The 23396-nt window shown below is 59.7% G+C and carries 21 protein-coding genes and 1 pseudogene; 12 read left to right on the forward strand and 10 right to left on the reverse strand.

The genetic code is table 11. The features are described 5' to 3' along the window. Nucleotides 1-49: 49 nt before the first annotated feature. Nucleotides 50-1336: a pilus assembly protein TadG-related protein gene (locus tag ACSQ2Z_RS24415; RefSeq protein ID WP_436083787.1), complete on the reverse strand. Its 1287-nt coding sequence runs from the start codon at nucleotides 1334-1336 to the stop codon at nucleotides 50-52. A 203-nt stretch (nucleotides 1337-1539) separates the two neighbouring features. Here ACSQ2Z_RS24415 and ACSQ2Z_RS24420 point away from each other — a divergent pair, with 203 nt between their 5' ends. The 4 genes from ACSQ2Z_RS24420 to ACSQ2Z_RS24435 are packed head-to-tail and all read left to right on the forward strand — an operon-like array spanning nucleotide 1540 to nucleotide 5078. Further along, the gene (locus ACSQ2Z_RS24420; protein ID WP_436083788.1) at nucleotides 1540-2052 is read left to right on the forward strand and encodes an A24 family peptidase; all 513 of its coding nucleotides are present in this window, start codon (nucleotides 1540-1542) and stop codon (nucleotides 2050-2052) included. 35 nt (nucleotides 2053-2087) lie between these two features. Next, nucleotides 2088-2879, forward strand: coding sequence for a Flp pilus assembly protein CpaB (gene cpaB, locus ACSQ2Z_RS24425; RefSeq protein ID WP_436083789.1), 792 nt, complete (start codon nucleotides 2088-2090; stop codon nucleotides 2877-2879). A 25-nt stretch (nucleotides 2880-2904) separates the two neighbouring features. Next, nucleotides 2905-4656, forward strand: a complete 1752-nt coding sequence (locus tag ACSQ2Z_RS24430) for an AAA family ATPase (protein WP_436083790.1) — start codon at nucleotides 2905-2907, stop codon at nucleotides 4654-4656. Then, complete coding sequence (locus tag ACSQ2Z_RS24435; protein WP_436083791.1) at nucleotides 4653-5078, forward strand: TadE/TadG family type IV pilus assembly protein; 426 nt, start codon at nucleotides 4653-4655, stop codon at nucleotides 5076-5078. Before ACSQ2Z_RS24430 ends, ACSQ2Z_RS24435 begins: the two co-directional genes overlap by 4 nt. Before the next feature lie 19 nt (nucleotides 5079-5097). Here the strand turns inward: ACSQ2Z_RS24435 and ACSQ2Z_RS24440 are convergent, their stop codons facing one another. Next, nucleotides 5098-5592 (reverse strand): pilus assembly protein N-terminal domain-containing protein, encoded by a 495-nt coding sequence (locus ACSQ2Z_RS24440; RefSeq protein WP_436083792.1) that lies wholly within the window; start codon nucleotides 5590-5592, stop codon nucleotides 5098-5100. Between the two features lie 281 nt (nucleotides 5593-5873). Between ACSQ2Z_RS24440 and ACSQ2Z_RS24445 the strand changes: the two genes are divergently transcribed. The 4 genes from ACSQ2Z_RS24445 to ACSQ2Z_RS24460 all read left to right on the forward strand — a co-directional run bounded on the left by ACSQ2Z_RS24445 (nucleotide 5874) and on the right by ACSQ2Z_RS24460 (nucleotide 9574). Then, nucleotides 5874-6035: a Flp family type IVb pilin gene (locus ACSQ2Z_RS24445; protein ID WP_436083793.1), complete on the forward strand. Its 162-nt coding sequence runs from the start codon at nucleotides 5874-5876 to the stop codon at nucleotides 6033-6035. 96 nt (nucleotides 6036-6131) lie between these two features. After that, nucleotides 6132-7562: a CpaF family protein gene (locus tag ACSQ2Z_RS24450; RefSeq protein ID WP_436083794.1), complete on the forward strand. Its 1431-nt coding sequence runs from the start codon at nucleotides 6132-6134 to the stop codon at nucleotides 7560-7562. A 31-nt stretch (nucleotides 7563-7593) separates the two neighbouring features. Further along, complete coding sequence (locus tag ACSQ2Z_RS24455; RefSeq protein WP_436083795.1) at nucleotides 7594-8595, forward strand: type II secretion system F family protein; 1002 nt, start codon at nucleotides 7594-7596, stop codon at nucleotides 8593-8595. A gap of 7 nt (nucleotides 8596-8602) precedes the next feature. After that, nucleotides 8603-9574 (forward strand): type II secretion system F family protein, encoded by a 972-nt coding sequence (locus tag ACSQ2Z_RS24460; protein WP_436083796.1) that lies wholly within the window; start codon nucleotides 8603-8605, stop codon nucleotides 9572-9574. A gap of 15 nt (nucleotides 9575-9589) precedes the next feature. Here the strand turns inward: ACSQ2Z_RS24460 and ACSQ2Z_RS24465 are convergent, their stop codons facing one another. The 6 genes and pseudogenes from ACSQ2Z_RS24465 to ACSQ2Z_RS24490 form a co-directional block, all read right to left on the reverse strand. Beyond that, nucleotides 9590-10636, reverse strand: a complete 1047-nt coding sequence (locus ACSQ2Z_RS24465) for a chemotaxis protein CheB (RefSeq protein WP_436083797.1) — start codon at nucleotides 10634-10636, stop codon at nucleotides 9590-9592. Nucleotides 10637-10644: 8 nt separating this feature from the next. Beyond that, nucleotides 10645-12777, reverse strand: a complete 2133-nt coding sequence (locus ACSQ2Z_RS24470; RefSeq protein WP_436083798.1) for a hybrid sensor histidine kinase/response regulator — start codon at nucleotides 12775-12777, stop codon at nucleotides 10645-10647. After that, nucleotides 12755-14405 (reverse strand): annotated as a pseudogene (locus ACSQ2Z_RS24475) (methyl-accepting chemotaxis protein). Before ACSQ2Z_RS24475 ends, ACSQ2Z_RS24470 begins: the two are co-directional and overlap by 23 nt. Then, nucleotides 14402-15052 (reverse strand): chemotaxis protein CheW, encoded by a 651-nt coding sequence (locus ACSQ2Z_RS24480; RefSeq protein ID WP_436083799.1) that lies wholly within the window; start codon nucleotides 15050-15052, stop codon nucleotides 14402-14404. Before ACSQ2Z_RS24480 ends, ACSQ2Z_RS24475 begins: the two are co-directional and overlap by 4 nt. Beyond that, nucleotides 15052-15390 (reverse strand): CheR family methyltransferase, encoded by a 339-nt coding sequence (locus ACSQ2Z_RS24485; protein ID WP_436083800.1) that lies wholly within the window; start codon nucleotides 15388-15390, stop codon nucleotides 15052-15054. Before ACSQ2Z_RS24485 ends, ACSQ2Z_RS24480 begins: the two co-directional genes overlap by 1 nt. A 103-nt stretch (nucleotides 15391-15493) precedes the next feature. Next, nucleotides 15494-16174 (reverse strand): LuxR C-terminal-related transcriptional regulator, encoded by a 681-nt coding sequence (locus ACSQ2Z_RS24490; RefSeq protein ID WP_436083801.1) that lies wholly within the window; start codon nucleotides 16172-16174, stop codon nucleotides 15494-15496. Nucleotides 16175-16427: 253 nt separating this feature from the next. Between ACSQ2Z_RS24490 and ACSQ2Z_RS24495 the strand changes: the two genes are divergently transcribed. Continuing rightward, nucleotides 16428-16784, forward strand: coding sequence for a cytochrome c peroxidase (locus tag ACSQ2Z_RS24495; protein WP_436083802.1), 357 nt, complete (start codon nucleotides 16428-16430; stop codon nucleotides 16782-16784). 29 nt (nucleotides 16785-16813) lie between these two features. Here ACSQ2Z_RS24495 and ACSQ2Z_RS24500 read toward each other — a convergent pair whose 3' ends face one another. Next, complete coding sequence (locus tag ACSQ2Z_RS24500) at nucleotides 16814-17278, reverse strand: YbhB/YbcL family Raf kinase inhibitor-like protein (RefSeq protein ID WP_436083803.1); 465 nt, start codon at nucleotides 17276-17278, stop codon at nucleotides 16814-16816. A gap of 1461 nt (nucleotides 17279-18739) precedes the next feature. Between ACSQ2Z_RS24500 and ACSQ2Z_RS24505 the strand changes: the two genes are divergently transcribed. From ACSQ2Z_RS24505 to ACSQ2Z_RS24515, 3 genes are all read left to right on the forward strand, one after another. After that, a complete protein-coding gene (locus ACSQ2Z_RS24505; RefSeq protein ID WP_436083804.1) occupies nucleotides 18740-19927 on the forward strand; it encodes an acetate/propionate family kinase in 1188 nt (395 codons plus the stop codon). Nucleotides 19928-19994: 67 nt separating this feature from the next. Continuing rightward, nucleotides 19995-22385 carry a phosphoketolase family protein gene (locus ACSQ2Z_RS24510; protein ID WP_436083805.1) on the forward strand — a complete coding sequence of 797 codons (2391 nt, stop codon included), beginning with the start codon at nucleotides 19995-19997 and terminating at the stop codon, nucleotides 22383-22385. A 279-nt stretch (nucleotides 22386-22664) separates the two neighbouring features. Beyond that, nucleotides 22665-22970, forward strand: a complete 306-nt coding sequence (locus ACSQ2Z_RS24515) for a DUF982 domain-containing protein (RefSeq protein WP_436083806.1) — start codon at nucleotides 22665-22667, stop codon at nucleotides 22968-22970. A gap of 157 nt (nucleotides 22971-23127) precedes the next feature. Here ACSQ2Z_RS24515 and ACSQ2Z_RS24520 read toward each other — a convergent pair whose 3' ends face one another. Then, entirely contained in the window at nucleotides 23128-23385 is a 258-nt protein-coding gene (locus tag ACSQ2Z_RS24520; protein ID WP_436083807.1) for a DUF4334 domain-containing protein, read from the reverse strand. Nucleotides 23386-23396 lie beyond the last annotated feature (11 nt).

The raw sequence follows: 23396 nt of genomic DNA on the forward strand, positions 1-23396 counted from the left end.
CGTGACTGAATTATTCATACAACTGAGCGATTACGCCCGTGCGCAAAGACTATTCGATAAGCGAGACAGTCGCCCCGACCAGGATCTCGTCGGTTGCCGAAGCGCAGCTTTCCATCGTCGAATTGCCTGTGAAAGTAACTTGATCGGCGACGATCTGGGTGCACCCTCCCGATACGGTGGAATTGCCCGTGAAATCGATAGTCCCGGTCGGCATATAAAGGCTGCCTTTCAACGTCGATTCGGAGTTACCGGTCACCTGGTGAGTCACTCCGGACGTCTGACGGCTGCCGAAGAACAAAAGGCCGGCATAGGGTCCGTTCGTGGGAGAGGACAAATCGATATCGCCGTTGCCCGTCAGCTTAGCCGCGGCAGAGTTGGCGAAGAACAGCGTGACGCCGTCACCTGAGAGATTTGCGCCTGCAGTCACCGTGAAATCGCCGCCATCAATTATATAGAGGCCGGGCTTCAGCGTCACGGTTCCCTTGATCTCCAGTCCGCCGCAGAATCTGATCGCCTCCTCGCCCGTTGGGAGGCGATCGAAAACATAGGTGGCGTTCGAGACATAGTCGAGCGTGCGGCAAGGAAGCTGCTGAACGTGCATTTTGTCCGGCTCGGAAACGGACACATATGGGTCCGGCGTCGGAGGCGCGCGCTCGACCGGCTCTCTGCATCCGGTCATCGTCAGACCGGTCGTCGTCACGGCCTCCCCCACCGTGTACACGCAGTCGGTCGACATCACGGCGCTGCCGTTCTTCATCAGAAACGCGTCCGCAGCGCTTGAATTAGATGCGATGCTGCAGTCCGACAGCCGGACCTCTGTCGAGCCGGTCACGGTGATCGCTCCCGACGCAGAATTCGACAAGGCGAGCACACATGCCTTGGCGCCGCCCTTCACCTCGGCAACGGCTCGGGCGGTCAACTGCATCGGTTCGCCCGAAAAGATAGAGGAGAACAAACGCGCATGCGTCTCCGTCAGCACGACGGTCACTTTACCGCTTGCTCCGGTCACCCCGACTTGTGCACTCACCGTCATGCCGCCGGCTTGCGGCAGGTAACCTGATGCGCTCGCTATCCTGAGAGCCGCGGTCTCGAGACCAGGCTGACTGTCTCCGGCGCGATAGCGGACGGCTGCAGCATGCGCGGAAACGTCCGCTGCGTGCTGCAGCTTACGATCTTTCAGGTACCAATATCCAGTCTCCGCACCCAGTCCCATCGCGCCGATCACGACAGGGAAGAGGATCGCGGCGATGACGGCGACTGCGCCACGCTCATCCTCTTGCAAGCGACGCAGAAGGTGGCGCGCCTCTCCGAAAGCGGCTCCGATCTTGGCATTCATTCGAGATATCCCGAGTCCTCGTTCCAGGTCCGGCGATTATCTCCTTCCTCCAAGGTTTTACGATTCGGCCACTTGGCTAGGCCGCGCAGCGTCCTCGGTCCCCGGCTCAATAGGCCATCAGGCCGAATAGCGCTTTTGCCGGCCAAACGGCACATTCCGCCGCGGTTCAAAAAATCACTTCTGTCTCGTGAAAGGCGCTGCACATGATTTCCACATTCGCAGCTTGGCTCGCATTTTTCCTGTTCGCCGGGACAATGACCTATGCCGGCATCAGGGACGTGGTGACGATGACGATATCGAACCGCCTTGTCGGTGCATTGGCGGCCGCCTATGCGATCCTTGCGCCGGCCGCGGGCGTGGACCTGGCGACGATCTCCTCGAGCAGTCTCGTTGCCTTCGCCGTGCTGGCTTGCACCTTTTCCTTCTTCGCCTTCGGCTGGATCGGTGGCGGCGACGCAAAACTGCTTCCCGTCGCCGTGCTTTGGCTCGGGGCTGACCTCGCTCTCCATTTCGTCCTTTACGCATCGGTGATTGGCGCGGCCCTTACGCTTGTGGTGCTCCAGTTTCGTCATGCCCCGCCACCGATCGTCCTGCAACGACACACCTGGTTCAACCGGCTGCATGCGCGTGAACCGGGTATTCCCTACGGAGCGGCGATGGCACCAGCGGCGCTGCTGTTGCTTCCAGAAAGCCATTGGTTTTCCGCGTTCATCTGATGCGTCAAGCCCGAGACAACCCCACGAGGTAAGCCATGATCCGCGTCGCCATTCTCCTGCTCGCACTTGCCTCCGGCGGCGCTGCCTCCTGGCTGGCGCTTGGCGTCTCCGAGCAGCCGACGGTCGCTGCCGCCGAAATCCAAAGGGCGCCGGAACAAGAAGTGCTCGTCGCCGCTTCCGAGCTCGCCCGTGGGGCGGTGCTTGAGGAGGTCAATCTCCGTTGGCAGTCGTGGGAAGGCGACATTCCGCCTGTGTTCATCAGCCGTGCCTCACGGCCGGATGCGATAGCGGCGCTCAAGGGCATGCTCGCCCAGAGCGGCTTCGTCGCTGGCGAACCGATCCGCGAAGACAAGCTGGCTGATCGTGGAGCGGGCTTTCTCTCAAGCATGCTTCCGTCCGGAAAGCGGGCGATCGCCGTTCGCGTGACGGCGGAAAGCACGGCCGGCGGCTTCATCCTCCCCAACGATCATGTCGACGTCATCCATACCGTCACCCGTCAGGATTCCTCCGGCAAGGACGGCAAGGTCTTAAGCCGGGCGATCCTTTCCAACATACGGGTGCTCGCGGTCGATCAGACAATCTCGGAGGGGGCGGACGGTACCTCGGTCGTTGGGAAAACCGCGACGCTCGAGGTGGACCCCGAGCAGATCGCCATAATCGCCGCTGCGGAATCCTCCGGCACTGTTTCGCTCGCGCTCCGTGCGGTCGCCGACAATCATGAAGCGCCGGTTGTCGAAACCGAGGGAAACCGAAGGGGCGTCGTGCGCATCGTCAGTGGCGGACGCATGTCGATGGTCGAAGTCCCGTCCCGCTCCGACGGCAGTTGATCGATTTCAAGGAAGTCTCAGACAGATGAAACAGCTCGGCAACGAAAGACAGCAATCGTCGCAGTCAGCGGCCGCCCCACCGCTTCTACCCATCCCGAAGGTCGATATCGCGGTCTTCTGCCGGTCGGAGGAGGTGAGCGAGGCCATCCGCATCGCGTCGATCGACCGCCGCATGGCGAGGGCCAATGTGACGATCAAGGACGGCGGAATCATGGAGGCGACGGCCCTCTATGGCAGCGTCACCTCGCCGAACCTCGTCGTCGTCGAGAACAGAGATGACGACGAGGTTCGGCTGATGGCGGCGCTCGAGGCGCTGGCGGTGGAGTGCGTCACCGGCACCAAGGTCATCCTTATCGGCCGCTCCAACGATGTCGGCCTCTACAAGAAGCTGCTGGACGCCGGCGTGAGCGATTATGTCGTTATGCCGCTTGAGCCGATCGAGTTCGTCGCTGCAGTCCATCGCTGCTTTCGTGACTCGACAGAAGAAAAGCTTGGACGCATCGTTGCCTTCGTCGGCGCCAAGGGAGGAACCGGATCCTCCACGCTCGCGCACAACGTGGCCCTCGCGATGTCGACGCGCGTCGACGCCGATGTGCTGGTGGCCGATCTTGACCTCCAATTTGGCACCGTGGGCCTTAATTTCGATGTAGAGGCGACACAAGGAATGGCTGACGTGCTCAACGGTCCCGACCGTCTCGACGATGTCCTCCTGCGGCGCTTGACTGTACCCTATGGCGAGCGACTGCATCTTCTTCCATCCACCGCCGACCTCAACAGGTTCCTCACCCTGAAGGAGAACCATGTTGATCATCTGCTCGATGTCGCTCGGTCAAACTCCTGGCACGTCGTGGTCGACTTGCCTCACATCTGGATGCAATGGACGCGGAAAATCCTGCTGGAGGCTGATGAGATCGTCATCATCGCTACACCGGATCTTGCCAGCATGCGCAACGCCAAGAGCCTGATCGAACTCCTGAAGAAGGAACGTCCCAACGATCCGCCGCCGAGACTCGTGCTCAACAAGACTGACACGCCGAAGCTTCCCGAGATCAAACCGAAGGACTTTGTCGAGGCCGTTGGACTCCATGAAAGCATATGCATCCCGTTCGATCCGCAGCTCTTCGGTAAGGCGGCGAACAATGGCCAGTTGGTCATCGAGACGGCGCCCGAGTCGAAGCCCGGCAAGGCCATGGCTTCGCTTGCCTGGCACGTCGGTGGAACCGGGGAGAGACGAACCCGGCAAAAGGGCTTGCGCGCATGGGCGCGGAAACTCTTCAAAGGCGGAAAACCGAAGAGAGTCCCGTCGGCCCTGCGCACGATGGCGAGCGAACTCAAGAAGTCCGAGGCAGGTGTCTCTGCCGTAGAGTTTGCGTTGATTGCTCCGGTGCTCGCGCTCAGCCTGGTCGCCATGGCCGACGTCGGACTCGCGATCACCGAACGGATGACGATCGATCACGTGCTTCGCGCTGGTGCGCAAGCCGCCATGGCCGATCCAGGGCCGATCCAGGTCGACAAGGTACTGCAGTCGACGCTCGCGCAAAGCGCGAGACCCGCCAATGTGACGCTAGCACCCGTAAAACGCTACTGTGCCTGCCCGGAAAACGCCGATGTCACGCCGGCGGCTGCACCGGAATGCGGAAAGACGCCCTGTGCAAGCTCGGCTCCGCAATTGGTGTATTACCGCCTGGAGGCGGCGAAATCCTATCAGCCGATGTCTCTGCCGGAGGCACTTCCGCCTTTCCAGCTCAGTTCCTCGATGCAGGTGCAGGTTCGATGACGGCGTCGCCGAAGCTCCTACCTCGCGTCTGGTGCAGCCAGTCGGGCGCAATGACAGTCGAATTCGCGCTCGTGTGTTTTCCCCTGCTGCTGCTCATGCTCGGGATCATCGAGTTCGGCCGCGCGCTCTATGTGCAAAATGACCTTTCCCACGCTGCAGATGTCGCGGAGCGACAGGTGCTCATCGGACAAATCTCCCGGGATGCGCCCGACAGCGAAGCGCAAGCGAAGCTGGAAAGCGCCGTACGTGACAATTTCGACAGCGGAGAGCCGCAGTTGCTACAAGTTTCCGTCGGCAAGGAAACGGTAGACGGAATTGCCTTTCGAGTGATGTCGATCCGTTATCCGTTTGCGTTCTTCGTCCCCGGATTGACGGAGAGTCCCGTCAGCCTGGAGTTGTCGCGGCGGATCCCGATCGGCTGATGCTTTTTGCCCGCGCCGGTCATGGCCCGCCGCCATCTGTCGCATTGCCGTTTTCCGTGGCTTGAGGGGGGCTCGACGTAGGGCTTTCTTCACCGGATTGAACCGGATCGCAACGCTCCGAGCAACTATAGGTCGCCCGTCCGTTGCCCTGGTGCACGGTGACTAAACGTCCGCCAGCAGCAACCACGTCGAGGACGACATTGGCGATCTCGGCGCCGTCGGCGTCCATGACGATCAGGTTCGTTGATCCCGGTGTCTTGCCGGTGAGGATCACCGTCTTGTCGTCGCTGAGTGTCGCCTGCGCGATTGCCGGATTACCGATGATGACCGTGCTCGCGGGGCGATCAAGGATAAAAGGTCTCGCAAAATCGACGATGACCTTCACCACAGCATCTGTTTGCCGGGCGGGCTCCTGCGCATTGTCGCCTCGGGGGGGATCTTCCGCGGCTTGAACCGCATTGGCCACAGCGCATATCGCCAAGACGAGAACAGGCCATTTCACGCCAATGCGCATTCGACCACTCCCAGTTGCTGCCGATCTTGGTAAACGGACGGAAGCCTCATCCGTTCCGGTAACCAGCAAGAGCATAGCATAGTCGCGGCTTGACGATCGGACTAGGCCAACAGGCTGATCTCCTGCGGAAGGGGTATCGGCCATCAGGCTGAATGGATCAAAAGGGTTAAGAAAGTCTATATGAGGACCACACAGCAAGCGGGAAACGAGGCTTAAACCCGGCCCGGCCTGTGATGCCGAACTTGGAGTCGGCACAACCCCAACCCCTGAAGGACCGAACCATGAAGAAGCTCCTTGTTCGCTTTGCCCGCGACGAAGCCGGCGCTACCGCCATCGAATACAGCCTGATCGGCGGCCTGATCGCCGTCGCTATCATCACTGCGGTGAGAACCGTCGGCACCGATGTCGCCGCCGTGTTCACCAGCATCTCCGCCGCGATCTAATAAGCGCGCCAACATGTTGCAGAGCAAGGCGGAGACACCCGTCTCCGCCAGCTCGTTTCTAGCCTCAGTTTGAATCAATTCAGGTTGGCCAAATCGATGTTCGGCAAAAAGTCCATATCGGAGGAAAAGGTCATCGAGACCGTAGCCCAGCCTGAGACGGCGCGCGAACGGCAACCCGTTTTGGTGCCAAGCCAGCCTCAGGCGACAGTCGAGGTTCTGGTGGCGGCCAAGGCCGAAAAGGCTAAACAATACTACAGTCTGAAAAAGGAAATCTTCAGCGCCCTCATAGCCACCATCGATGTCGCCGCCTTGTCCACCATGGATAGCGATCAGGCGCGCAAAGAGATCGGCGTAATCGTCAATGACATCGTCGCGGCCAAGAAGGCCGGGATTTCGATGACCGAGCAGAACGATCTGCTTTGCGACATCTGCAACGATATACTTGGTTACGGCCCCCTCGAGCCGCTGCTCGAGCGCGACGACATCGCTGACATCATGGTCAATGGCGCCAACCACGTCTTCATCGAAGTCGGTGGCAAGGTCGAGGAAACAGACATTCGTTTCCGCGACAACGAGCAGCTCTTGAACATCTGCCAACGCATCGTCAGCCAGGTCGGCCGGCGTGTCGATGAATCCAGCCCGATCTGCGACGCCCGTCTGGCCGACGGGTCTCGCGTCAACGTCATTGCGCCTCCGCTGGCAATCGACGGTCCAACGCTTACTATCCGCAAGTTCAAGAAGGAGAAGCTAACTCTCGATCAGTTGGTTCGCTTCGGTTCGATCTCGCCCGAAGGCGCCGAGATCCTCAAGATCATCGGCCGGGTGCGCTGCAACATACTTATTTCAGGGGGCACGGGTTCCGGCAAGACGACGCTGCTGAACTGCCTGACCGGATATATCGATGCTGGCGAGCGCATCATTACTTGCGAGGACGCCGCCGAACTGCAACTTCAACAGCCACATGTCGTGCGGCTCGAGACGCGTCCACCCAACATAGAGGGCCAGGGCGAAATAACCATGCGCAGCCTGGTCAAGAACTGCCTGCGTATGCGGCCGGAGCGCATCATCGTCGGCGAAGTGCGCGGGCCGGAGGCCTTCGACCTCTTGCAGGCAATGAACACCGGCCACGACGGCTCGATGGGAACACTCCACGCCAACTCTCCGCGCGAGGCGATCTCGCGCGTCGAGGCCATGATCACCATGGGTGGTCACTCGCTACCGGCCAAGACCATCCGGGAGATGCTTGTCTCATCGGTTGACGTGATTGTGCAGGCATCGCGCCTGCGCGACGGTTCGCGCCGCATCACCCACATTACTGAAGTGCTGGGCATGGAGGGCGACGTCGTGACGACCCAGGATCTCTTTGTCTACGACATTCTCGGCGAAGACTCGAAAGGCAACATTATTGGACGGCATCGCTCCACCGGTATCGGACGCCCCGCCTTCTGGGATCGCGCACGCTACTACGGCGAGGAAGCACGCCTTGCGGCGGCGCTCGATGCGGCTGAAATGAAAGCGGCCGCGTGAGTGGGACGCTTCTGACGCAGATTGGAGACATATGCTGACGTCCCCGTTGTTTCCGTTGTTTGTTTTCGTCCTCGCTTCCACGAGCGTTGGCGGGGTTATACTCGCTATTCTCTATCCGCATGTGGCCAAAGTCAGTACTTACAAACAGAGGTTCGAACGAATAGCAGCGCTTACCGATCGCAACACCGCAGAGTCCGTCGATGAGGATGGCCGCGACCGCCGCCGCTTCGTGGAAAAGACGCTGCGCGAAATCGACGAGAAGCAAAAGGCCAATGCGAAGAAAGGCGGTAAGCCGACGATGGCAGGCAGGATTCGCCAGGCCGGCCTAAACTGGACTCGCAAGACCTATTGTCTCGTCTGCGTCGGCGCGGGCCTAGCCTGCTATGTAATAGCGCTCCTCCTGGGGCTTAATACGATCACCATGCTTGGCTTTGGCGTGGCGGGCGGTCTACTGCTGCCGCATGTCTATGTAAACTCGAAGCGAAAGGCACGCTTCAAACGCTTCAGCGCCGAGTTCCCCAACGCAGTCGACGTGATTGTACGGGGCCTCAAGGCCGGCCTGCCGATGGCAGACTGTCTGCGCGTCATCGCCACGGAAGCCCAGGAACCAGTCAAAAGCGAATTCGTCGCCATTGCTCAGGACCAGACACTTGGAATCCCAATCGATGAGGCGGTGCAAAAAATGTGGGACCGTGTGCCGCTGTCGGAGGCTAACTTCTTCGCTATAGTCATCACGATTCAGAGCCGCACCGGTGGCAGCCTGTCGGAGGCGCTCGGGAACCTTTCCAAGGTGCTGCGAGAGCGTAAGAAGATGAAAGGAAAGATTAGAGCGATGAGTGCGGAGGCAAAATCCTCCGCAGGGATTATCGGTGCCCTGCCGTTCTTCGTGGCCGGTGCCGTATATCTCACCAGTCCCGACTACATGTTGCTTTTATTTACCACGCTGACCGGGAAGATCGTGCTCGCGGGCTGTGCACTTTGGATGAGCATCGGGACTCTCGTCATGCGAAAAATGATCAACTTCGATTTCTGAGAAGCACATGAATATCACCGCCTATATCCCTGAACCGGAAAAGCTTTCGGCCATGATGGCCGCTTTCGCTGCATTCTCCGCCGTGGTCACGGTTTCCTGGCCTTACATGTTTCGCGATAATCTCGCGGCGCGCCTGCACAAGGTGGAGGGCGAACAGGAGCGCATCCGGCAGCGCGAGCGAGCCCGACTGAATGCAGACAAGCGTCCCGTCTCGCTGCGCGCGGAACCCAGAAAGCTGTTCCAGGAGATTGTTGACCGCTTCAACCTCGCCAAGCAGGCCGAGGATGGCGAGATCGTCAACAAATTGCGGATGGCCGGTTATCGTGGGCACGCTCCGGTGACGACCTTTCTGGCAGTTCGGCTGATTTCTCCGCTTGCGATCTTCGCCGCTTGCTTGCTCTACCTCCTCCTCATTGTCAGACCGGTGGCGCCGCTCCTCCTGGTCGTGGCCATCGCCGCTACTGTGGGTTCGCTCGGTTATTTCGCACCGGCGATCTTCATCAAGAACAGGATCACGAAACGACAGAAATCGATCCAGCGCTCATGGCCCGAAGCGCTCGACCTTCTGCTGATCACGGTCGAGGCGGGGATGGGTATAGAAAGCGCGTTCCGCAAAGTGGGCGAGGAAATCGGTATGCAGTCGCCCGAAATCGCGGAAGAAATTATGCTAACCACCGCCGAACTTTCCTATCTGCAAGACCGGCGGCAGGCCTACGAGAATCTCGGAAAGCGCACCGGCGTCGAGGGGGTCCGGGCGGTCGTGACCAGTCTGATACAGGCGGAGAAATATGGTACCGCGCTTGGTCAGGCGCTGCGCGTCATGGCGCAGGAAAACCGCGACATGCGGATGAGCGAGGCGGAGAAGAAGGCAGCCGCTCTTCCACCCAAGCTGACCGTACCGATGATCCTCTTCTTCCTGCCTGTGCTCTTCGCAGTAATCATGACCCCTGCGGCGATACAGATAGCCGGCATTCCATGAACGGACAGGGGCGGGCTAACCTCCCTGTCCGTTGCCGCTCAGCGCGACGATCTTCCCGGCTATCCTTTCCAACGGCAACACGAAATCGACAAGATCTGCCCCGATGGCCGCTTTTGGCATGCCGAAGATAATCGAACTCATCTCATCTTGGGCAATCACCTTGCCACCAGCCTTTCGGAGCGAGCGGAGGCCTTCGGTGCCGTCATCGCCCATTCCCGTCAGGACAACCGCGAGGGATTCGGTTTTGAATGCTCGCGCGATGGAACTGAACAGGTATGACCCGGAGGGCTTGAAACTGTAACCGGCAGCGTCATCCGTGACGCAGATCCGTGTTCGGCCCGATACTCCAAGCTGGTGCCCGTCCGGAGCCAGATAGACAGTTCCGGGTTTCAATCGTTCACCGTCCTCGGCAACCTTGACCTTCAGAGGAACTGTGGCGTCGAGGGAGACGGCCACGCCTTCGATGAAACCGCTGGAAATATGCTGGACAATCAGAATCGGAGCCGGAAAACCGGCAGAAACATTCTTCAGTATCGACCGGATAGCGGCCGGACCGCCCGTGGACGCGGTGATGCCCACAATTCCGATCGACGCGCTGCGGCCGACCGGAGGGACGTCAGCGCGCTTGTCCGCGCCGGACCTGTTGCGCCGCTGTCTGACCACCTTCACCTGCGACATCGCCTTGATCGTCGACAAGAACTTGTCGGTGCCCGTTTTTTGCAGCCGACCGTCGACTAAGGGAGGGGCAGGAATAACAGCCAGCGCCCCGGCCTCGAGTGCACGGCCGGAGAGGCTTCCCAATTCCGCGCGGTTGTCACAGGACACCACGATGACGGGAGCCGGGGCTGAAATCATGATCTCCTTCACGGTGCCGGCGCTGTCTTCGCCACTGAGTAGGAGTTCGACCACAACGATGTCGGGCGAAAGTTCCCGGGCCAACCTGACCGCCTCGGTCTCACTCCTTGCGGTCCCGACGAGCTTCACGTCGGGGTCGTCCAGTGCCGCCTTTTCGATGAGCTCCTGGAGATCGGACCTGCATGTAGCGAGAAGTATCCGGACCATCGTTCCCCTCACACGAACTGGCGAACAGTTTCCAGAAACTGATACGAGTCAAACTCGTTCTTAGTCAGATAGGCATTGGCGCCGGCATGCAGGCCGCGCAGCTTGTCTTCCGGTGTTTCGCGCCCCGTGACCAATATGACAGGCATGTCCTGGAAGTCCCCGGACTCGCGGATTGTTTGCGTCAGCGCGAAGCCATTCATCGACTGCATATCCACGTCGGCGATAACGATATCGGCCCCATGCTGCCGCAAGTGCTCCCACGCTTCCCCACCATCGGCTATCATCGCCACTTCGTATCCCGCACCCTCCAAGATCAGCCTAATGAGACTGCGGACATACACGGAGTCGTCGACGACCAGCACCTTGCGGCTTTCACGAGGTGCGACGGGTCGTAGCAGAGCATCTGTTCCTGGGTTCATCTCCCTGGCCGCCTCGGCCAGCGCCGCGGCATTAAGCAGGAGGGCGATGCGTCCGTCGGGCAGGACAATACCACCGTTATAACGTCGCACTTTCGCGAGACGCGGCCCCAGAGAACGGACGAGAAGCTCCTGCTCGCCAGCGACTTCGTCAACCAGCACGGCTGCTTCCCTGCCCGCAGCCCCGACAATGACCGCCGGCATGAATTCCATGGATGTGCGACGACTTGCTGGTCGAAGCCCAAGCCAGCGCGCCAGATCTATGAGGGGTATCGGCCCCGCGCGGGTCGTCACGACGCGCTTTTCTGCCGAGGTGGTAATGTCTTTCGCCGAAACTCGTATGACGCTCTGGGCCGAAGCGGTATCGATCGCAAAAACATGCCCTCCGACAATGACCTCCAGGGCCCTGACGGTTGCAAGCGTAAGGGGTAGTGTGAGCGTAAAGGCGGCGCCTCCGCCCGAAACCTGCGATACGTCAGCTACACCGCGCATTCCTTCGACAGCGGTTCTGACAATGTCCAGACCTATGCCGCGGCCGGACAGCTTGGTGACAGCAGCCGACGTTGACACACCCGGCTCGAAAATCTGCCGGAGAAGTTGTCTTTCATCTTCCGGCTGTTGCAGATTCGCTTTACCAGCGGCGCGGCGCAAGGAAGCCATGTCCAGGCCGCAGCCATCGTCCTCCACCAGCACCTGTACGCGATCGCCGGATATGGAAGCTGCAATGACGATCCTTCCCCTTTCCGGCTTTCCTGCCATTCGCCGCTTTGCAGGCTCCTGAATGCCATGGGCAATGGCATTGCGTACGAGATGCCGAAGCGAATCCTGCAGGCCTGCGAGGATCGAACGGTCGATCTCTATCTCTCCACCCCTTACCTCCAGTTCCGCCAGCTTTCCCGAGCTTGCAGCCATGTCTCTGACGATCCGGGCAAGTCCCTTGCAGGCCTCGGCGAAAGGCTGGGTGCGCGCACGCCGCACCTCGTTTTCAAGCGCAGTGGTGGCGCTATGCATCAGTCTGCCATCGTGATTGAGGGAAGCGGCAAGCGCGCGTAAGCCGTTTTCGATGCTCGCGGCCTCGGTGGCGGAATTCGATCCCCAGGCGCGCAGTTTCCTTGTTTGCTGCCTCAGGCGCGACGCCTCTTCGGCGTGGCGTCGTACGACAGCATTCCAGGCGAGCAACTCGCCGCTCCGGTACAGAAGAGCATCGAGCCGATCGGCGGACACCCGCATGGAGCCATCCGTATCGCTCACGCGCACCGGGACCTGTATTTCGGCGCGGGAACGGTGTGATCCCGTTCCTTCTCCGTCGCGTTCCGTTTGTCTTGTGCTCGCCGCCTCCAATTGGAAGAGCACGTTTTCGGCGTGTTTTGACGACGGCTTCTCGCCGCTTTCCAGCAGTCGAACGGCGTCGGCGATGGCATCTGCGGCTGCAAGACACAGGTCCACTTCGGGCCTGTCGAGAACACGCTCCTCCCGTGCCGCAACAGAGAGCAGCTCCTCTATCCAATGGCAGATCGACTCCACCGCCCGCACCTGAACCAAGCCCGCGGCCCCCTTTAGGCTGTGGACCATCCTCAGGAGCTGGTCCTGCAGCTTGCGCTTTGTGTCCACCCCATCAGCGTCTTCTAAAGCGAGCAAGGTGCGTTCTATGTCGGACGAGCGTTCTCTTGCTTCTTGGGTAAACAGTTCCAGCAGTTGGTGGTCAAGTTCTTCGGGTTTCATCATGTTCATTTGCCGTGATTGGAGAGCATATCCTTCAGCCTCGACCCGAGCTCGTTGAGGTCCTTTGCGGCCTCTTCCGCCTGTCGTATCGCCGAGAGGTTCTGGCTGCTTGTCTGTTCGATATAATGCATCGCGTCGTGTATCTGCTTCATGCCCGTCTTCTGCTGGCCCGCCGAGGCGGCAATCTGGGCGACCGAGCGCGCCGAATCTGCTATGATTGTTTCCAGTTGCCTGATCGTCTCCCCGGCTGCGTTCACTGTTTCGAGAGCGCGACCGACACTCTTGGTTCCCTCTTCGGCCCCGACGACAGCCGCATTTGTCGCTTTCTGTATCTCCATGAGGATGCGACGGACTCTGGTGGTTGCGGATTTCGACTGGTCCGCAAGCGTTCTGATCTCGGTGGCGACGACGTTAAAGCCCCTTCCATGCTCGCCGGCGCGTGAGGCTTCGATCGCAGCATTGAGCGCCAGTAGATTCGTCTGGTCGGCTATCTCCGCGACAACAGAGACGATCTCGCCTATTTCCAGGCTGTTTTCGACTAGCGACAGAATATCGCCAGCGATCGCTTCGGTCCGCGCGCTGACAGTGTTCATCACCAGCACCGTGTCGTCGAGTGCCTTGCGCCCGTCGCCGCTAACCTTAACGGCGGTATCGTACGAGGCCGCCACCTGCTGTGCACGTTGCGCCGCCTGTTCCGAAGTCTGCAGGACGTCATCGACGCTCGTTACAGTTTCGGCCACAGCCGAGGACTGTTCACGCATGCCTTCGACCTGTTGCGTGGTTCCGGCCAGGATTTCGGCCGCCGAAGAGGAGAGGTGTTGTGCCGTCTCGGAGATCGTGGCGAAGAGTTCTTCCAGCCTGTTCCGGTCGGCTCGTTCGTTCTCGATCATGCCGGCGAGCTTTGTCGTCATCGCATTGAAGGATGAACCAAGGATCGCCAGTTCGTCGCCATCCTCGTCGGTCGCCTTCTGCGCCAGATCACCGGCGCGAACCTTCTCCGCTACACCGGCGAGAGCACGCGTGCGGTGCACGAAGCGGCGGATGACCCATAGGACGACGAGCAGCATGATCACGCCCACGGCCGAGAGCCCGAGCTGTAGCAGTTGAGAGCGCTCGATTCTTTTCGCTCCTGCCTGCTCGATCATATCAATCCTTTCGTTGATCTGATCCGCGTAGGTCCTGATCTGACGATCGAGTTGGTCCAGCGCGGTCCGGGTCGGCGGCGCCTCGGCTATCGCACTTTCAAGGGCCGGTTTCACTTCACGCAACCAGCGCTGCCGAACCTGTTGGAGCCGCGCTAGACTCTCCGGATCGGTCTCGCCCGAAAAGCCAACCGCATCATCCCCGTTGATCAGCCTGGCAAGCATCTGCTCGTTGCGAACCATGAGGTCGCGGAGCTCGGCAGCGGCCGCTGTCCACTGCGGATCTTGCGGTCGGGGCAAGCGCCCAGCCAGGTACAGCATCTGGTAGAAGATGCGCTCGTTGTTAAGTGAGGAGGTTGCGGCAAGATCGGATCTCGCCCTATTCAAGGAGACAAAGCTTGACCCGACGAGCATGGCCGATACGGCCGCAGACAGCAGCGTTGCCACGCCCAAGGTGCCATAGAGACTCTTCGTCCACCGCGGGTTCATGGCCGCGAGCCCCTTCCATTCTCATCCTCGTCGATCATTTGCTCGCCTTCGAGGGTAAATCTGCGGTCGCTAAGGAGAGCGTCACCGTCAAGGACAGCCACGCCCTCGGCCGTGCTGCCGCGGCTCCAGAGGCCATCGTTCCCGCCCGCCTCCGTCGTCGAGATCGCGTCAGGAGCGAGCTCCACGACTTCTGGAATTCCGTCGGTCAGGACCAGGAACTCGGGTTGCGCTTCGCCGCAGACGATCGCCCAATCGACGGTTGGCACCGGCTGCGCGGGAAGACCGAGAAGGTCACGCAGATCAAAGATCGGAAGCAACTGCCCGCGCAGATCATGAATGCCCACGACATGCGCGGGCATACCCGGCAGCGGGCTGACATTCGCCTTCGTGACAATCTCACGGATATAGCGGATGTCGACCGCGTAACGGCGGTCTGAAAGTGGGAAGGATACGAAGCCGGTCGAGGACTCGGGATCGCCGGCAGCCAGGGCGACCGCAGGCGTTGTCGCTCCGGATTGGCTAGTCGGATGGGCATCGCTTTGGAGTGGATCCAGTAGTGCTCCGGTCTGTTCGATCGCGGTCGCCATCCGTTGCCTGATAGCCGCCCAATCAATGGAGGAACGGGAGTGCTTGGAAGCTTTGGTCATCAAGAGTATCCCGCCAGGCTCCGCGCAAGGTCTGCGACCTCCCGTCTAGAGCGCACCTCAAGATTGTCAGCCACTTCTGCGGGCACAAGAGGCCACGCACTGTATTCGGCCACTTTCGCCTTCATCAGAGCCCTCCTGGAAATGTCGGTGGCCGTTATTCGGGCGCTCTCGGCGAGACGTTCCTCTTCGAGAAGGATCGCAAGTGAATAAGGCCCTGTCGCACATCCAGCGCTCCAGATCTGGATCGGACAGCCGCCTGACCGGCAGCGTTTTGCAGCGAATGCCAGCCGCGTTGGCCTAAGTTTCACAGAAGCTTGGTACATATTCCCTTCCCACATCGATTTGGCTGCTCCTGTAACTATGTCTTGCCAAGCACCTACGCTATTCGTCCTGATGGCTAGTCGACTGGGAAACGGACTATCCGAGCGGACTATCGGCGAGCTATCTTCCAGCCATGGGCAGCAGGCGTGCTCCAGCCGCCGCGGCTTCCTGCCGGTTCCTTACCCGTAGGCTGCGGAAAAGGGCCGCCATGTGAATCTTCACGGTTCCTTCGCCGAGGTGAAGCTTGCGGGCAATTTCCTTGTTGGAAAAGCCTTCGATCAGGAGCAAGAGGACCTCGCGTTGCCGAGGCGTAAGGAATTCTATGGCGCGATTGGCCTCGTCCGCCCCCCCTTTTGCGACCGGCGTCGCCACCGTTTCCACCGAGTAGGGCGTGCGGCCAGCGACGGACGGGGGAACATAGATGGCTCCGTTGAGAATGGCTTTTATCGCAGCGGCAAGCTCGGTCGCGCCAAGTCCCTTCGGTACGTAACCGTGTACTCCCGCTGTCAGCGCGGTTAGGATATCCGCCCGCCGCGACGAACCCGAAACGACCGCAACCTTCAGATCCGGGTGGACGTCGCGAACGGCGCCTAGGCTCACCGCGCTTTCCATGCCCGGCATGGCGAGGTCGAATAGCGCCAGCGAAACGTCGTCACGGTCTGACAGCCGCTCTATTGCCTCGTCAAGCGACCCCGCCTCGACCACCTCGGTGAAGCCGAGTTTGCTCTTCAGAATGGCGTTTAGCGCGATCCTGAAGAATTCGTCATCATCGGCAATAAGTGCGACGCGCAACGCATCCATCAAAACTCTCCCCCAGCCAACTATGAACCCGCCGTTGGATGCAGTTTGCGTCCTGACCCTCAAGGCGACACGGTTCCTCCGATAGAGGCTACAGCATGACTTACAACTAACGATCGTCCCGGGGGATCGGTTCCCGTCAAACCTCCTATTTTGAATTTATCCGCATCGGCAATCTATCAACTGTGCAGCCTCGACTGTCACTTCCAAGTAGTCGACGACCGGCGTTGATCCCGTTTCCGGCGGACATCCTTACATGCGAGAGAAGGCGTCTCTCGGCAAAAAACTCGATCCGCGGCTTTCAGCCACGTCCACGCAATCCTGCGCAAGCTGTCACAGCTCAGGCATTGGGTGGGGCGACGGTCTGGCCGTGGGCGTCGGCCACGGTATGGTGAGGCTCAGTCGACGTTTCCCGACCATCGTAAACGCCGCGTGGGGCGAAGTTTTCATGTGGACGGCCGCGCGGCAAGCCTCGAGGACCAAGACCTTGGCCCCATTCAGTTCGTCAGCGCGACGAACATGCCGATCGAGCGACCGCATGTTTTGGCGGAGGGCGGGCCGACGCTCCCCTTTTGAGCTTCGATTTCTTCGGCGCCTCTACGTTTCTCTTTAACGGGAAAGAGAGCTAACCGGGATGTCGGCTCATGGAACCTCGAACGTTCCGGTCAGGCCGGCCTGGGCGAGCGTATGCTTCCTGGCCTCACGCCACATCGCCTCAATGCCGGCAGACGACGGCACGGAGAGATTTGGAACGTCGAGCGCTGCCAGCCGGAAGTGGTAGTGATGCACGCCATGACCCTTTGGCGGCTGAGGCCCGTCGTAACGCGCGTTGCCGAAATCGTTTTCCGCAAACCGAGGGCCGCCGCCGGGTGCGGTATCCACGCTTTCCGGTAGCTCGTTTACTTCGGCCGGAATGTTGAAAACGCCGCAGTGCCTGAACGTGCCGCTGGGCGCGTCAGGGTCTTCGACAATCAACGCATAACTCTGCACACCCTCTGGGGCGCCATTCCAGGCCAAGGGCGGAAAGAGATTCTCGCCCATTCTTGAATACTTCTCTGGTATCCTGCCGCCATCGGCAAAGGCGGAACTTACAAGTGTCAGTGACATCTCAGCCTCCTGTTTGAACTTCACACGTCTGCGTCCCGTGGCGCGCGTGTGTCGGCTTCGCCGGCACGCTCGTGGCGCTTGGCGTTGATGCCTTTGGAACCATACTCTCGTATGGCGTCGGACCTGTGTAACAAAACGGGCGCCTGAATTGTTCCCGCGCGGGGATACAGTCACCCGACTTTCAAGCTGATGCCGAATTTGATGACGTTGCAGACCAAATCCGTCCGCGTCGCGCCGGACAAACATGCGGATGTGACCGTCCCTGTTCCCTCCATCCCAACCGTCCCAGGCAAGTAACAAATCGAATCTGTTGAGGAGGAAACGGCGATCAAAGGACATATGCTGCCCCGACAACCTGCTCTGCCACAGCTATCGCAACTTCGGCCACAGCGTTTCGAGTTGTTCCAACAACTGCTCCTGCGTGTATCTTTTAGCTGCCATCATATGGAGGATGTGTGACGCAACATCCTTCCCCGCGTCACTGTCGCTCGCAATACTTCTGCTGGCACACCAAATGGCCAAGGCATCGCGCATAACCCGAATGTCGTAGGCGGTATAAGGCTGGAATTGGACCACCATCGCATCCTCCCGTTGCCAAACCATTCCTGAAGGCATTTTGCGCCTGACCAGCTATCGGATCAATATGCGCCAACTTGGTGTTGACCGAGAAAATGCATTCGTCGCCACCGTCCCGGGTTCTTTTCTTTTCCCAGATGCCGCAGTTCTCGATCCTGTGACCGCGCGGAATTTTGCCGACGAGGGGAACATCGGTGCTTCGTTGCAGCTTTCGCATGTGTCGCCGACGAGGTCGTAGGCCATGGATGCGACGTCGGTGGTGTATGATGCAGCGAGACGGATCAGTCCGGGCTCCATTTGTGAACCTGCGAAGAACCTTGATAGACACGCCGCATCAGACACATCCTAAGCAAATCTGTCTCGTGCACTAGATAATAGATGGGTCGAACTGCAGCATGAAAGAGGAGACTGCCATGTTGGCAATTCTGGTTGGCGCGATTCTAATAATCTGCGGTGTGCTATATCTTTTTTGGGAAGCGCTGAGCCGTCGTCGACTGAGCGATCCGCATCGATCTTATGGAGCCGATACCGAACCTACGTTGGAGCCGCGGCAACAAGGCCTCAGCTTTCTGGGCTTGGTAAGGAATTGGCCCGGTCTCTGTTTGCTGGTTGCAGGGGCGGTTCTCTTGATGCTTGGAGCTTGGGCTTAACAGGCTCATTTGTTCGTCGAAGCTCAACCGTCGCCAACAGGGCGATGGATCAGCCGTACGGTGCCGCCATCCGGGACGCCCTCCCCCGTCTTGTCTTCAGAGACACGAACGGAAACGGCTCGGCGCGTGTGGCTGCGCCAAGCTTGCCCCGCCGAGACTACGGAAATCGAACGCAACCTGCTGATAGCCGCAACTTGCCAGATCGATCACTGCGGCGCGAACCAAAGGTTAGCACATGAAAGAAACCCTTCTCCTCACTTTCAATGCGGGCTCATCCACCGTGAAGATCGGTATCTACAAGGTGGGCGGTGGAAAGCCGCGGCGGATCGGCAAAGCCGTCGTCGACTTCGCATTTCAAGCGCGGACACTGCACCTTAAGGAAGGCCCGGCACAATTCGACCTGCCCTTGAAAGCCGATGCCGGGGACGATCTGTTGGATCTGACAGACGAGGTATTGAGGGAACTTGGCGTGCATTTCGATCTCGACGCCGTCACCACCGCGGGCCACAGGATCGTTCATGGCGGCGATGTGTTTTCTGGCCCTGTTGAGCTCGATACGAAGGCGATCGCAGAAATCACAGCATTGACGAAGCTGGCGCCCCTCCACCAGCCCCAGGCTTTGCGACTGGTCAACGCCGTCAAGCACCTGCGTCCGCACCTGTTCCAGACCGCCTCGTTCGACACCACTTTCCATGCGACCCAGGCCGATCTGGTCCGGCGGCTGGCGATACCCCGCGCCTATCACGACCAGGGGATCAAACGGTACGGTTTCCACGGCCTGTCCTACCGGCATGTGGCGGGCGAACTCACCCGCAAAGCGCCCGATGTCTCGGATGGCAAGGTTGTCATGGCCCATCTCGGCAGCGGCGCCAGTCTCTGCGCCATTGAAAAGGGGATCAGCCGCGATTCCAGCATGGGCTTTTCAACGCTCGACGGCATTCCGATGGCAACGCGACCGGGCTGGCTGGATCCGGGCGTCCTTTTGCATTTCCTCGGCCCATTGGGCAAATCCGTCAAGGAAGTGGAGGATATGCTCTACTACCAGTCGGGCTTGCTGGGCGTCTCCGGGTTGAGCGGCGATATCCGTAATCTCGTCATGGACGGCGGGGTACAAGCCAAGGAGGCTATTGACCTCTTTACGCTGCGCATTGCCGGCGAAGTGGCGCGCCTGGCATCCACGCTTGGAGGCTTGGACGCGCTCGTCTTCACGGCAGGCATCGGCGAGAACCAGCCGAAAATCCGGGCACTCATCTGCGAGCGGCTACTGTGGCTGGGCGTCGAGGTGGATCCCGTCGAGAACGAAAACCACGCGTGGAAAATCAGCTCTTCGACAAGCCGAGTCGCGGTTTTCGTCGTTCCTACCGATGAAGAGCAGACAATCGCGGAAGAAGCGCTGTCCGTCGCTCGCAATTCGGCAAAATGATCCATGTAATGGCAGCAGCCCGTGTTGCGCGACAAATGTGTGTTGACTTACTCAAGGGAGCAAACAGATGCAGCCAGCCACCTTTCCCACAGGAACGCCGGAAATCGATGATGAGGAACTCACGCTCATTGACCGCTACTGGCGCGCTTCGAACTATCTGTCCGTCGGGCAGATCTACCTGCTCGACAATCCGCTGCTGCGCGAACCGTTGGAAGCGGAGCACATCAAGCCACGCCTGCTTGGCCACTGGGGCACGACGCCGGGCCTCAATTTCATCTATACGCATCTCAACCGGGTCATCCGCAACCGCGATCTCAGTATGATCTATGTCTGTGGTCCCGGTCATGGCGGGCCAGGCATGGTGGCGAGCACTTATCTCGAAGGCAGTTACAGTGAGATCTATCCGGAGATTACCCAGGACGCCGCCGGCATGCAAAAACTCTTCCGCCAGTTCTCCTTCCCAGGCGGCATTCCGAGCCATGCGGCGCCCGAGACACCCGGCTCCATCCATGAGGGCGGCGAACTCGGCTATGCGCTGGTACATGCCTATGGCGCGGCCTTCGACAATCCTGATTTGGTTGTCGCCTGCGTCGTCGGCGATGGCGAGGCCGAGACCGGACCGCTCGCCGCAAGTTGGCATTCGAACAAGTTTATCAATCCGGCTCGCGACGGCGCCGTACTGCCGATCCTGCATCTCAACGGCTATAAGATCGCCAGTCCGACACTGCTTGCGCGCACCAATGACGATGATCTCTCGGATCTTTTCCGGGGCCATGGCTACGAGCCTTTCTTCGTGGAAGGACAAGAGCCGGAAAACATGCACCGACAAATGGCCGCAACCTGCGACAAGGTATTCGATCGGATTCGCGAGATACAGCGTGAGGCCCGCGAAGGAAGCCCGTTCGACAACTGCCCACGTTGGCCGATAATCGTACTCCGCAGCCCAAAGGGCTGGACAGGTCCGAAGGAAGTAGATGGCAAGAAGGTGGAAGGCTTCTGGCGAGCGCATCAGGTGCCGGTCGCCAATTGCCAGGACGATGCCGATCATCGCAAGATCCTCGAGGATTGGATGCGCAGCTATGATCCGGACGATCTGTTCGACGCCAAAGGTACGCTAAAACCGGAACTTCGGGCGCTTGCGCCGAAGGGTGAGCGCCGAATGGGCGCCAATCCGCATGCCAATGGCGGTCTCTTGCGCAGAGAACTCGCGGTGCCGGATATTCGCGATTACGCGGTGGCGGTAAACAACCGCGGCGAAACAATCGTCCAGACAACCGAGGTTCTCGGACGCTATCTTCGCGATATCCTGAAGCTCAACGCAGAGAACGCCAATTTCCGCATCTTCGGACCCGATGAAACGGACTCCAACCGTCTGGGCAGTGTGTTCGAGGTCACCGATCGCATTTGGATGCAGGACATCGAGCCTTACGACGTGCATCTTTCGCGGGAGGGCCGGGTTATGGAGGTCTTGAGCGAACACCTCTGCCAGGGCTGGCTGGAAGGTTATCTCCTGACCGGTCGGCACGGTTTCTTCTCCTGCTACGAAGCGTTCATCCACATCGTGGATTCGATGTTCAACCAGCATGCCAAGTGGCTGAAGGTGTCCCGGGAACTTCCCTGGCGCAAACCGATCTCCTCGCTCAACTATCTCCTCACCTCGCATGTCTGGCGGCAGGATCATAACGGCTTCAGCCACCAAGACCCCGGCTTTATCGACCTGGTCGCCAACAAGCGAGCCGATACCGTGCGCATCTATCTGCCGCCGGATGCCAATACGTTGCTCTGGGTTGGCGACCATTGCCTGAGGACCTGGGACCGCGTCAATGTCATTGTTGCCGGCAAGCAGCCGGAACCGCAATGGCTGACGATGGACGAGGCGGTACGGCATTGCGAAGCTGGCATCGGCATATGGGATTGGGCTGGCAGCGAAGTTGAGGCGGTCGAGCCGGATGCGGTGATGGCCTGCGCCGGCGACGTGCCTACGATGGAAACATTGGCAGCCGTGACCCTGCTGCGGCAGGCGTTACCCAACCTGACGATCCGGGTGGTTAATGTTGTCGATCTCTTGGCGTTGCAATCGGCGGAACAGCACCCGCACGGCCTCGCCGACGAGGCCTTTGATCGGCTGTTCACCAAGGATCAGCCGGTAATCTTTGCCTATCATGGCTATCCCTATTTGATCCACCGATTGACCTACAAGCGCACCAACCACGACAACATCCACGTTCGCGGCTTCATAGAAGAGGGGACGACGACGACCCCCTTCGACATGGCAGTATTGAACCAGCTCGATCGCTATCACCTTGCCCTCGAGGTGATCAAACGGGTGCCGGGGCTTAAGGAAAAGGCGACCGGCACCATTGCCGCACTCGAGGCGAAGCTAGCCGAACATCACTGGTATGTCCGCCAATATGGCGAGGACATGCCGGAAATCCGCGACTGGATTTGGGATCGCTAAGAGCTTTCTTGTCCAAATGACTCTGCCCGCGAGGCAGACGGCAGGAAGCGGGGCAAAGTCCCAGCGCCCACCGTTCGGGCGTTTTCCTACCGCTCCGGAATATGTTGCTGCGCTACTGCATTTCTGTGAGGCGCAGCTCTGTCCGCTACCGCACACGCCAAGTTACATCGGAACAAGACACCCCTTCGCCCGTTGGGGAGTTTATCACGCATCAGAGGAGGTGGAATTCAATTCCCCCATTATCCCTGTCCGCGAAGTTATAGTCAAAAGGAGGAAGAGATGGCTATCCGCGATGTCCTGTGGACCCATCCGCTGAAAGTTACTTTGCGCTCCGGTTTGGAACGCACCTTCGGCAGCGTCTACGAAGCCCTCGATTTCCTGCAAAACGAATGGCCCCTCAAGCAAGGAGAGCGCTATGGTCGCGCCGTCTCCTCCTGCAGGCGGGCATTGGACCGGATGACACGAGCCGCGGTGGCGCGTGAGGCATTTATTGCCGCATGCCAGGAGGCTGGCATGCCGGCGGTAATGGCCGCGCCGCTTCCTTACGGTCGGTCAAGCCAACGCGGGCCCTCGGCTGAAGCCTGATTGTCGAAGGCTGCACGGGCAACTTGGCTGCCCCAACTCATAACTCCTGTGGCGACACCTGAACCCGGCCCGGCACCGGGTTCTTTTTCGACCCGAATGCCACTTGAAAGCATCCCAATAAAATTCCACACCGCGCCCATTTCTGTGGCTATCTTACTCAATCGGGCGCTCGGATCGAGTTGAACACGGAATGACGTGTGCTATTGCCGTCAGACATCGCGCCAGCAAAAGCGCGATTGGCGGGTCGCACGACCTCACAGGCCGGCTCTCGCATGAGACCCAGTATCGTTGGATGATCGGCCTGGTGGAAATAATCGATGATGGGCTGCCGATCGTAGGTCATCGCTGCATTCTTGGCGCATTGTAGCTCAGTTCTTTCAGCTCTGCCGAGGGGCAGCCTACATGACTTTACCATTAAATCAGAAG

The organism is Pararhizobium sp. LjRoot235 (assembly GCF_964254145.1).
In the GTDB taxonomy this organism is placed as follows: domain Bacteria; phylum Pseudomonadota; class Alphaproteobacteria; order Rhizobiales; family Rhizobiaceae; genus Pararhizobium.

Excerpts from the sequence above, each read along its gene's own strand:
- ACSQ2Z_RS24520 (WP_436083807.1), bottom strand. The coding sequence starts at position 23,385 with ATGGTAAAGTCATGTAGGCTGCCCCTCGGCAGAGCTGAAAGAACTGAG.
- ACSQ2Z_RS24465 (WP_436083797.1), bottom strand. The coding sequence starts at position 10,636 with ATGGTCCGGATACTTCTCGCTACATGCAGGTCCGATCTCCAGGAGCTC.
- ACSQ2Z_RS24460 (WP_436083796.1), top strand. The coding sequence starts at position 8,603 with ATGAATATCACCGCCTATATCCCTGAACCGGAAAAGCTTTCGGCCATG.
- ACSQ2Z_RS24430 (WP_436083790.1), top strand. The coding sequence starts at position 2,905 with ATGAAACAGCTCGGCAACGAAAGACAGCAATCGTCGCAGTCAGCGGCC.
- ACSQ2Z_RS24500 (WP_436083803.1), bottom strand. The coding sequence starts at position 17,278 with ATGTCACTGACACTTGTAAGTTCCGCCTTTGCCGATGGCGGCAGGATA.
- ACSQ2Z_RS24420 (WP_436083788.1), top strand. The coding sequence starts at position 1,540 with ATGATTTCCACATTCGCAGCTTGGCTCGCATTTTTCCTGTTCGCCGGG.
- ACSQ2Z_RS24480 (WP_436083799.1), bottom strand. The coding sequence starts at position 15,052 with ATGACCAAAGCTTCCAAGCACTCCCGTTCCTCCATTGATTGGGCGGCT.
- ACSQ2Z_RS24515 (WP_436083806.1), top strand. The coding sequence starts at position 22,665 with ATGGCTATCCGCGATGTCCTGTGGACCCATCCGCTGAAAGTTACTTTG.
- ACSQ2Z_RS24455 (WP_436083795.1), top strand. The coding sequence starts at position 7,594 with ATGCTGACGTCCCCGTTGTTTCCGTTGTTTGTTTTCGTCCTCGCTTCC.
- ACSQ2Z_RS24485 (WP_436083800.1), bottom strand. The coding sequence starts at position 15,390 with ATGTGGGAAGGGAATATGTACCAAGCTTCTGTGAAACTTAGGCCAACG.
- ACSQ2Z_RS24445 (WP_436083793.1), top strand. The coding sequence starts at position 5,874 with ATGAAGAAGCTCCTTGTTCGCTTTGCCCGCGACGAAGCCGGCGCTACC.
- ACSQ2Z_RS24435 (WP_436083791.1), top strand. The coding sequence starts at position 4,653 with ATGACGGCGTCGCCGAAGCTCCTACCTCGCGTCTGGTGCAGCCAGTCG.
- ACSQ2Z_RS24450 (WP_436083794.1), top strand. The coding sequence starts at position 6,132 with ATGTTCGGCAAAAAGTCCATATCGGAGGAAAAGGTCATCGAGACCGTA.
- ACSQ2Z_RS24510 (WP_436083805.1), top strand. The coding sequence starts at position 19,995 with ATGCAGCCAGCCACCTTTCCCACAGGAACGCCGGAAATCGATGATGAG.
- ACSQ2Z_RS24440 (WP_436083792.1), bottom strand. The coding sequence starts at position 5,592 with ATGCGCATTGGCGTGAAATGGCCTGTTCTCGTCTTGGCGATATGCGCT.
- ACSQ2Z_RS24490 (WP_436083801.1), bottom strand. The coding sequence starts at position 16,174 with ATGGATGCGTTGCGCGTCGCACTTATTGCCGATGATGACGAATTCTTC.
- ACSQ2Z_RS24415 (WP_436083787.1), bottom strand. The coding sequence starts at position 1,336 with ATGAATGCCAAGATCGGAGCCGCTTTCGGAGAGGCGCGCCACCTTCTG.
- ACSQ2Z_RS24505 (WP_436083804.1), top strand. The coding sequence starts at position 18,740 with ATGAAAGAAACCCTTCTCCTCACTTTCAATGCGGGCTCATCCACCGTG.
- cpaB (WP_436083789.1), top strand. The coding sequence starts at position 2,088 with ATGATCCGCGTCGCCATTCTCCTGCTCGCACTTGCCTCCGGCGGCGCT.
- ACSQ2Z_RS24495 (WP_436083802.1), top strand. The coding sequence starts at position 16,428 with ATGCGAGAGAAGGCGTCTCTCGGCAAAAAACTCGATCCGCGGCTTTCA.
- ACSQ2Z_RS24470 (WP_436083798.1), bottom strand. The coding sequence starts at position 12,777 with ATGATGAAACCCGAAGAACTTGACCACCAACTGCTGGAACTGTTTACC.